Annotated in this window: 9 protein-coding genes and 1 tRNA gene; 2 read left to right on the top strand and 8 right to left on the bottom strand. The window is 66.1% G+C overall.

Annotated elements, in window-relative coordinates:
• Positions 1-366: 366 nt before the first annotated feature.
• Positions 367-564 (top strand): hypothetical protein, encoded by a 198-nt coding sequence (locus SYNGFB01_RS09015; protein ID WP_048017782.1) that lies wholly within the window; start codon positions 367-369, stop codon positions 562-564.
• A 137-nt stretch (positions 565-701) separates the two neighbouring features.
• On the opposite strand, the gene SYNGFB01_RS09010 is transcribed toward SYNGFB01_RS09015, so the two are convergent.
• From SYNGFB01_RS09010 to ftsH, 8 genes are all read right to left on the bottom strand, one after another.
• Entirely contained in the window at positions 702-938 is a 237-nt protein-coding gene (locus SYNGFB01_RS09010; RefSeq protein WP_048017781.1) for a chlorophyll a/b-binding protein, read from the bottom strand.
• A gap of 250 nt (positions 939-1,188) precedes the next feature.
• A complete protein-coding gene (locus tag SYNGFB01_RS09005) occupies positions 1,189-1,332 on the bottom strand; it encodes a chlorophyll a/b-binding protein (RefSeq protein ID WP_048017780.1) in 144 nt (47 codons plus the stop codon).
• 302 nt (positions 1,333-1,634) lie between these two features.
• Positions 1,635-1,829, bottom strand: a complete 195-nt coding sequence (locus SYNGFB01_RS09000; RefSeq protein WP_152669600.1) for a hypothetical protein — start codon at positions 1,827-1,829, stop codon at positions 1,635-1,637.
• Positions 1,830-2,157: 328 nt separating this feature from the next.
• Positions 2,158-3,705: a mechanosensitive ion channel family protein gene (locus SYNGFB01_RS08995; RefSeq protein ID WP_053068418.1), complete on the bottom strand. Its 1,548-nt coding sequence runs from the start codon at positions 3,703-3,705 to the stop codon at positions 2,158-2,160.
• A 478-nt stretch (positions 3,706-4,183) separates the two neighbouring features.
• A tRNA-Ala gene (locus SYNGFB01_RS08990) sits at positions 4,184-4,256 on the bottom strand.
• A gap of 90 nt (positions 4,257-4,346) precedes the next feature.
• Entirely contained in the window at positions 4,347-4,952 is a 606-nt protein-coding gene (gene lexA, locus SYNGFB01_RS08985) for a transcriptional repressor LexA (protein ID WP_235300078.1), read from the bottom strand.
• A gap of 92 nt (positions 4,953-5,044) precedes the next feature.
• Positions 5,045-5,998, bottom strand: a complete 954-nt coding sequence (gene argF / locus SYNGFB01_RS08980) for an ornithine carbamoyltransferase (protein WP_048017778.1) — start codon at positions 5,996-5,998, stop codon at positions 5,045-5,047.
• A gap of 59 nt (positions 5,999-6,057) precedes the next feature.
• Positions 6,058-7,938: an ATP-dependent zinc metalloprotease FtsH gene (gene ftsH / locus SYNGFB01_RS08975; protein ID WP_048017777.1), complete on the bottom strand. Its 1,881-nt coding sequence runs from the start codon at positions 7,936-7,938 to the stop codon at positions 6,058-6,060.
• Between the two features lie 127 nt (positions 7,939-8,065).
• Between ftsH and SYNGFB01_RS08970 the strand changes: the two genes are divergently transcribed.
• A partial coding sequence (locus SYNGFB01_RS08970) for an SOS response-associated peptidase (protein WP_048017776.1) occupies positions 8,066-8,438 on the top strand: 373 nt, incomplete at its 3' end.

The following is an 8,438-nucleotide window of genomic DNA, read 5'->3' as shown; positions in this document are numbered from 1 at the left end:
GCCACCGCCACCACCGCGCCACCTCCGGCGGGCAGCTCCAGCAGGGCCCTCACCCCTGGCGATCTCGCCGGGGCGGGGAAGGTGCTCCACCGCCACGAAGCTCACCACCTCCACATGGCGGGGAAGGTGCTCCACCGCCACGAAGCTCACCACCTCCACATGGCCCACCACGGCCAGATCGAGGGCGGCAGCTGCGGCAGGGCCTCCAGGGGCAGGGACGCCAGGGCTCCGGACCCGCAGACCCTTCGTGCATCCGCATGCTCCCGGCGTTGCTCAGGCCCTGTTTGACATGCGCCGCCCCGCGCCACAAGGTGGAGGGTCCGGGGGATCGCCTGCGCGGCGCCCTCGCCTCCCCACGGATCCGCCATGGCACTGATTGGCCTGATCGCCGCCCTGGTGGGCGTGCTGCTGCTCTGGACCCGCTGGACCCCGCTGAGCGGCTCCCCGGCCGGCCCCAAGGCTGCCCCAGTCGAGAGCATCGATCGCGCCCGGCAGGCGGTCGAGGGGATCGACGCGCAACAGCAGCGCCAGGCCGACCAGGTGAACCGGATGCTCCAGCCCTGAGCCGAGCCGGAGCTGCTGCCTGAGCGGAGCAGCAAGGTTGCGGCTCGATTCCGGCCTGCGCCGCCCATGGCAAAACCCCCGGGGTTCGCCCGGGGGTTGAAGGGGTGATGCGGCTTGAAGCCCTGATAGCCCATGAGTCAGAAGCAGAAGGGCAGAAACTGGGTGCGGCAGGCGGCGTAGCCGTCGACCAGGGCGCCCAGCCCGATCTGATGGGCGATGCCGGAACCGGTGATCGCCTCGGTGAGGATGCCGATCACGATGCCGAGCATGGCGGCGCGCCCGTTGAAGAGCTCAACGCGCTTCAGCTGATCCATGTGGATCTGCTCGACGGCACGGTCCTGGAACCACTTGTCGTTGGCGGTGGGGTTGGTCATGGATCGTCCGGGGGAGGTGGATTGTCTGGAGCTGTCGCTCAACTAGAAGGGTCAGTCGGCAAGGTCGGGCTGAAGCAGCAGTGCTCCGGCAACCCAGGCACCCAGCAGCAGGACGGCGAGGGCGGCGGTCATCGGTTATCGGGAGCGAGGTCGCTCGGACGGGTGAGCAGGAAGCCCACCATGGCGCTGAGCAGAACGACAAGGCCCATGACGCCGGCGAGGGCAGCGGTGTAGTCGGTGTTCATGGCGATCAGCCCAGACCGATCTGGGAGAGGATGCCCTGGCCGGTGAGCAGCTCGGTGGCCAGGCCGATCACGAAGCCGAGCATGGCCAGACGGCCGTTCCAGGTCTCAGCGAATTCGACGAACCCGAAGCGGGAGGTGGATTGGGTCATGGTTGTTGCGATGTATGAATGGAATCGTAACGGAATGTGACGCATTTGAGGCAAGGCGGTTTCCCGCATGCTTACGAGCAGGGGGCGAAGAGCTGGCCAGCCCTGTCGTCGTCAGCCGGATCGCCTGCCCGGGCAGCCCACTCCGATCAGCACTCACCTCACCCACGGACCCTGGGCGCTGGTCCTTCGGCCACCGGGCCCCGGTGGGTGCGATGTGTCATCCCGGGCCTGTAGGGCGTGCCCATCGTCCCCGCAGCACGCATCCGTCCGCTGCTGCCTGGGCGGGCTCGGCTGCCTGATGTTCAGGAGGCCAGGAAGACTCTCTGACTGTTCGTGCGTGTGGGGGGCCAGGCCAGCGGCATCGCAGGACAGCGGCATCCCATGGCGAACTGGGTGAGCCTCTGCACGAGCCCGCTGAAGATCGCGCAGAACATCACCAGCAGGATGAAAGGAAATACGACAGGAGGCAGGATCAGGCCGATCATTGTGAGTGTCATCCCTGCCGCCTGGGGGACCGGCAACCATCGCCGGCTGCGAAGCGATGGGTCCGACCCGGAATCAGAACAGCCACGGGGCGTGGCATCAGCAGCTTCGTAGCCCAGCTGTACAGCGCATCGGTGGCATGGAGAAGAGCCATGAACGACGACGGGCTGGGAAGAGCGTCACTTCCCTCCGCAACGGAGCAGCGCTTCTGCCAAGGGTGAGCCGGCGCAAGCCACGGATCGGCTGGCGATACGGGTGCGATTCGGTTGTATCGGAGAGGTTCCAGGGTCATGGGTCTGAGGTAGGGCCAGCCCATCAGGAGGATTCCGCCGATCAGCACCCCTAACCCAGCTCAGGCCTTTGGGCCAGCCCTGGCTTGGAACGCATGATCAGATCCTCACTGGAATCGCCGCCCGCCAGAATGTTGAAGATATTGCGCATCTGTTGTAATAATTGATTGGCTTGGGCTTCTTTCGCATCCCGGCTCAGGCTGGTGAGATGCATCCGCCGGTCATTGACCAATTCAGCAAACTGTTCCACCAGTTGGGGGTTTCCATCCAGAATTGGCCTCAGATCATCGCGCTCCACCTCCAATAGCACGGATTCCTGCAACGTCTGGACGGTTGCGCTTCTGGGCTGGTCAGTAAAAACGCTCATTTCGCCGAAGATTGAGCCCACTCCAAGCTCAGCAACCTTCTTCTGAATGCCTCCTTCAATGAGCTTCAGGACCTGGACACGCCCACTGACCACCTGAAACAGAGCTAAGCCTTCCTCGCCTTCGTTGACGACAATCTCTCCGGCTGCATAGCTCAGGCAGCGGCTCAGGGGAGCCACCTGCTCGAGTTGCTCCGTGCTGAGACGGGCAAAGAGAGCATTGTCGCGCAGCAGTGCGACCCTGGCGTTCACATCGTAACCAGCTGGATCATCGATTGCGGCAGGTAGCCGTCTTGGCCGAAGTTCCCGAACAGGGTAAGGAAGCGAGTATCCTTCTCTTTTCAGCGCATACCATATATGAGCAAGAAGCTGCCCCCTGAGGACGTCAAAGCCATTGTCAGTAGGGTCTTCTTGCCAGACTTCAAGCTCGTAGGTTATTGCATGATCGGAATATGAATACACCATTGCAGTTGGTTCGGGTTTGGATAATACAAGCGGATGGCTTTGCGCCGCTCGGATCAACAGGTCGGTCGCCTGGTCTGGCGGGAGGCTGAGGTCAAGATTGAGCCGAATCTCACGGGCAATCGGCCCCCGCGGCCCAAAGCGCCGAATCTCTGTTGACCACATTCTGCTGTTTGGCATTGTGATCAGTGCGCCATGCACATGCTGCAGGCGAGTGCTCATCAGAGTCAGCGAAACCACCCAGCCCTCGATCCCCTCGTTCAAGATGATAAAGTCACCCTCCTGAAATGGAGAATCAACTTGCAGAACGATTCCGGCAAAGAAGTCTTTCAGTGATTCCTGGGCTGCCAAGCCGATGACGGCTGTCAGGATTGCTGATGTTGTCACCAAGCCCAGTACGTTGATTGCAGTCTGCTTCTGAAGCACAAATACGGTCATCACGGCAGCGATGGTCAACATCCCCAGGTCTCGCAGAATCTTGGGAGGATGTGGCCACCACGGCAGAAGGCTGATCGGTAGTTCCAGAAATACCCAGACCGACAGTTTGAGTATGGCGTAGCTGCTGATAAGAATCAGAACCGTGTTCAGCCAGGGAAGAATTCCAGGAGGTAGAGATTGTTTCGGAAGAAACTGTATGACCAGCCAGGTGGTGATGGCTGCGCTGGGAAGGCGGAGTGGAATGGGCCTCAAACGGCGCTTCCGGCAAATCCACAGCACTGCCAGAAGCCAGAGCTGCATGCCGATGGCAAGCAGAATGCTTTGAACAATGGCCATGGCCCAACCTGGCAACGTGAGCGGCCTTTCATTCTCTACGGACTATTCCGTGATCATCAGGCACCTGGGCACAGGTTAGGGCTGATAGCCCGGGGGGCAACGAGTTGCCTGCCGATCTGAGCGAGCTCGGCCAGGAGCGAAGTCGGTGTTTGTTCCTTGCCGTATCTGGTGCTCGTTGATGTAGGCCCAACCTCACGGGAAGCGGCTGCTTCCAGTGGGCCTGGGTGTTCTGTATCGGCGGGTGTGTGTGCGCGAATACCCCAGGCTTCACGCAACCATCCATAGCCATCTCCATCGGCGTGCCACCTTTCCTGCCACGCCCCCTGCATCCAGCTCACTGGGCCTGGGCAGTCCGAGCTCTCTCGCAGCCAGACCAGCGGTGCAGTGGACTGCTGGGAGCGCATTGGCGAGCCCGACCGATGCGCCGGGTGAGCCTGCACTCAGTAGAAGTCCCCATGCAGCGCAAGGGGACTGAGGATGGAGCCAAGCGGACTCGAACCGCTGACCCCCTGCATGCCATGCAGGTGCTCTACCAGCTGAGCTATGGCCCCGTGGATGTGCCGGACAGGCGGGTCGCTGGTCGACCGCCCTGGCCCGAAGGCCTTGCCTGGCGCTTGCTGAGCTTACAACGCCGGGGGTGGCTACACCTGGCGCCAGACCGCCACCAGCCGGCCCTGCACGGTCACCTGGTCGGCCGGCAGCACGATCGGTTCGTAGGCCGGGTTGGCGGCTTCCAGGGTCACGGTGCCTCCCTGGCGGTGGAAGGCCTTGAGGGTGGTGCCGCTGCCGGGCACCAGGGCGCTCACGATCGTGCCGTTGCGCAGCAGGGCGGGGTCGTGCACCGGCTCCATCAGCACCACGTCGCCGTCGGCGATGTGGGCGTCCACCATCGAGTCGCCGTTCACGGTGAGGGCGAACAGGCCGCGGGTCTCCAGGAGGGGGGTGAGGTCGAGCCTCTCCTGCACGTCGTCGAAGGTTTCCACCAGCCCGCCGGCGGCCACCGCCCCGAGCACGGGGATGCCGCTGGCCATGCCTCCGAGCAGTTGCAGGGTGCGGGCCTGGCCCTCCTGCCAGGTGATCCAGCCCTTCTGCTGCAGGTGCTTGAGGCGGCTCTGGATCGGCGCCGGCGAGCGCAGTCCCATCGCCTCCATCATCTGGCGGATCGAGGGGCTGTGGCGATGCGTGCCGATGTAGTCGGCCAGCCAGTCGTAGAGCTGGCGCTGGGCCGGGGTCAGCTCCTCCTGCACGGCGCCTGACTGATGCTGGGACCCGATCACGCCGGCCTGTATCACTGATACAGATGTACCGCTTCGCGGAGCGGTTGTAAAGGCGGTCGGCCTCAGGGGGTGTCGAGCAGCGCGGCCAGCAGGGCCTGCTGGGCGTGCAGGCGGTTCTCCGCCTGATCAAACACCCGGCTGCTGGGACCCTCGATCGCCCCGGCGCTGATCTCCAGGCCCCGGTAGGCGGGCAGGCAGTGCAGCACGATGGCGCGGCTGTCGGCCTCGGCGATCAGGGTCTCGTCCAGGCACCAGCCGGCGAAGTCGCGCTCCCGGGCGGCCTTCTCCTCCTCCTGGCCCATCGAGGCCCACACGTCGGTGTAGAGGGCATGGGCGCCGCGCACAGCCGCCACCGGCTCATGCAGCACCTCCACGGCGGCCCCGTTGGCGGCCCCCAGCTCGCGGGCGCGCTCCAGCACCGCGGCATCGGGCTCGTAGCCCTCCGGGCAGCCGATGCGCACGTTCACCCCCAGCAGGGCGCCGCAGAGCAGCAGCGAGTGGGCCACGTTGTTGCCGTCGCCCACGTAGCTGAGGGTGAGGCCGCTCAGGTCGCCGAAGGCCTCCTTCAGCGTCAGATAGTCGGCGAGGGCCTGGCAGGGATGCTCGAGATCGGTGAGGGCATTGATCACCGGGATCGAGGCCCAGTGGGCGTACTCCTCGAGTTCGCTCTGGGCGAAGGTGCGGATCGCCAGGGCATCCACGTAGCGGCTCAGCACCCGGGCGGTGTCGGCCACCGGCTCGCCGCGGCCCACCTGGCTCACCTGGGGGTTGAGGTCGATGGTCTGGCCGCCCAGGCGGGCCATCGCCACCGTGAAGCTCACCCGCGTGCGGGTGGAGGCCTTGCTGAAGATCAGGCCGAGCGTTCTGCCCTGCAGATCGATGCGCTGGCGGCCTGCCTTGAGGTCGGCGGCGAGGTCGAGGAGGGCCTTGGTCTGTGCGGCGTTGAGGTCGGCCGAGGAGAGCAGGTCGCGACCCCGCAGATCCGCCAGGGCGGGGAATCCGCTGATGGCAGCCATCGGCCGATCTCCAAAGACCCNTTATCCGCGATCGGGGGCCCCGGCGTCAAGCGTCAGGCTCAGACCGCCACCGCCTCCTGGGGCATCACGCTCTCGGCCAGCAGGCCCTTAAGCTCGTCGCCCTCGATCACCTCCTTCTCGAGGATCTCCTGGGAGATGCGCTCGAGCAGGCCGCGGTTGTGGCGCAGGATCGAGAGCGCCCGCTCGTGGGCCCGGTCAACCAGGCCGCGCACCTCCCTGTCGATCGCCTGGGCGGTGGCGTCGCTCACCACCCGCCGGGGGTTGGCTGGGCCGCCGAGGAAGCGGCTGCCGCCCTGCTTGTCGTAGGCGAGCGGCCCGAGCGTCTCGCTCATGCCGAAGGTGCCCACCATCTGCTCGGCGATGTCGGTGGCGCGCTGCAGGTCGTTGGCGGCGCCGGTGGTCACCTCACCGAACACCACCTCCTCGGCGCTGCGGCCGCCCAGCAGGGTGGCGATCTGGCCCTCGAGATCCTCCTTGGAGTTGAGGAACCGCTCCTCGGTGGGGAGCTGCAGGGTGTAGCCCAGGGCGCTCATGCCGCGGGGCACGATCGAGATCTTCGCCACCTTGCTGCCGCCGGGCATCAGGTGCCCCACGATCGCGTGGCCCACTTCGTGGTAGGCCACCACCTTCTTCTCATCGGGCTGCAGCACGCGGCTCTTCTTCTCAAGGCCAGCCACCACCCGCTCGATCGCCTCGTTGAGGTCGCCCTGCTCCACGGAGGTGCGCATGTTGCGGGCGGCCAGCAGGGCCGCCTCGTTCACCAGGTTGGCCAGGTCCGCTCCGGCGAACCCTGCCGTTGCCTGGGCGATGCGGTCGAGATCCACGCCCTCGGCCAGCTTCACCTTCTTGGCGTAGATCTCGAGGATCGTGCGGCGGCCGGAGAGGTCGGGCCGGTCCACCAGCACCTGGCGGTCGAAGCGGCCGGGCCGCAGCAGGGCGGCGTCGAGGGTCTCCGGCTGGTTGGTGGCGGCCAGCACGATCACCGGCTTGTCCTGGGCGGCGAAGCNGTCCATCTCGGTGAGCAGCTGGTTGAGCGTCTGCTCGCGTTCGTCGTTGCCGCCCACCACGCCCATCGAGCCGGAGCGGCTCTTGCCGATCGCGTCGAGTTCGTCGATGAAGATGATGCAGGGCGCCTTCTTCTTGGCTTCCTCGAAGAGATCGCGCACCCGGGCGNCGCCGGCGCCCACGAACAGCTCCACGAACTCCGAGCCGGAGATGATGAAGAAGGGCACGCCGGCCTCACCGGCCACGGCCTTGGAGAGCAGCGTCTTGCCGGTGCCGGGCGGACCCACCAGCAGCACCCCCTTGGGGATGCGGGCGCNGATCGCGGCATAGCGCTCCGGCTTCTTGAGGAAGTCGACGATCTCGGTGAGCTCGGCCTTGGCCTCGTCCACACCGGCCACATCGGCGAAGGTGACGCGCGATTCCTCATCGGGCACGTAGACCCGGGCCTTGCTCTTGGTGAAGCTCAGGGCCCCCTGGGCCCCACCGCCCATGCCGCTGCGGCGGGCGAAGAACTGCAGCACCAGGATGAAGATCAGCGGCGGCACCACCCAGCTCAGGATCGTGCTGAAGATGCTCGGTTTCTGGGGCGGCGCGGCTGCGAATTCGACGCCGTGCTGCTCGAGCCGCTGAGGCAGATCCATGTCGAAGATCGGCGTGGTGGCCAGCACCGTGGGAGCCCCTTCGGCCGGCGGCTCCTTGAGCTCGTAGCGGATCTGATCGGAGGTGATGTAGGCGCGGCGCACGTTGCTGTCGTTCACCTGGTCGATGAACAGCGAGTAGGGCACCCGCGGCACCTGCATCGCTCCGTTGGGCAGGAAGCTGCTGAACAGCAGCAGCACGCCGAGGCCGATCAGCAGCAGGTTGATCAGACCGAAGCGCCGCGTGGGGCGGTTGTCGTCCTGGCGGATGGGCATGGCGCACGGGCCGCAATTCGGTTCAGGCTAGGGGGGGCCGACCCGGCCCACATCCGCCGCCGGGGTGGGAAACCGAATCGCAACGGGCGGGCGGCAGCCTGGGAACATCCGTGGGCACACTGGATCCATGTGCGGCCGCTTCGCGCTCACCACGGCCATTGACCGGCTGCTGCCGCGGCTGCAGGGAGACCTGCCGCCCGGCCTGGCGGAGCACTATGCGCCCCGCCCGCTGATCCGGCCCGGGGAGCCCCTGCTGATCCAGCGCCGGCAGCAGGGACGCCTCGAGGTGGCCTTCGCCATGTGGGGGTTGCTGCCGAGCTGGGTGAAGGATCCCGACGATCCATGCCGCCCCGCCCACCGGCCGATCAACGCCCGCAGCGAAACCGTGGCCGAGAAGCCCAGCTTCCGCGGGCCCTGGCGCCATCACCGCTGCCTGATCCCCGCCGATGCCTTCTTCGAGAAGGGGGCAGCGCATCGCCCGCCGCGACGGCGCGCCGTTC

Source organism: Synechococcus sp. GFB01, from assembly GCF_001039265.1.
In the GTDB taxonomy this organism is placed as follows: Bacteria; Cyanobacteriota; Cyanobacteriia; order PCC-6307; family Cyanobiaceae; genus NIES-981.
This window is presented reverse-complemented; position numbering and strand designations above follow the sequence as displayed.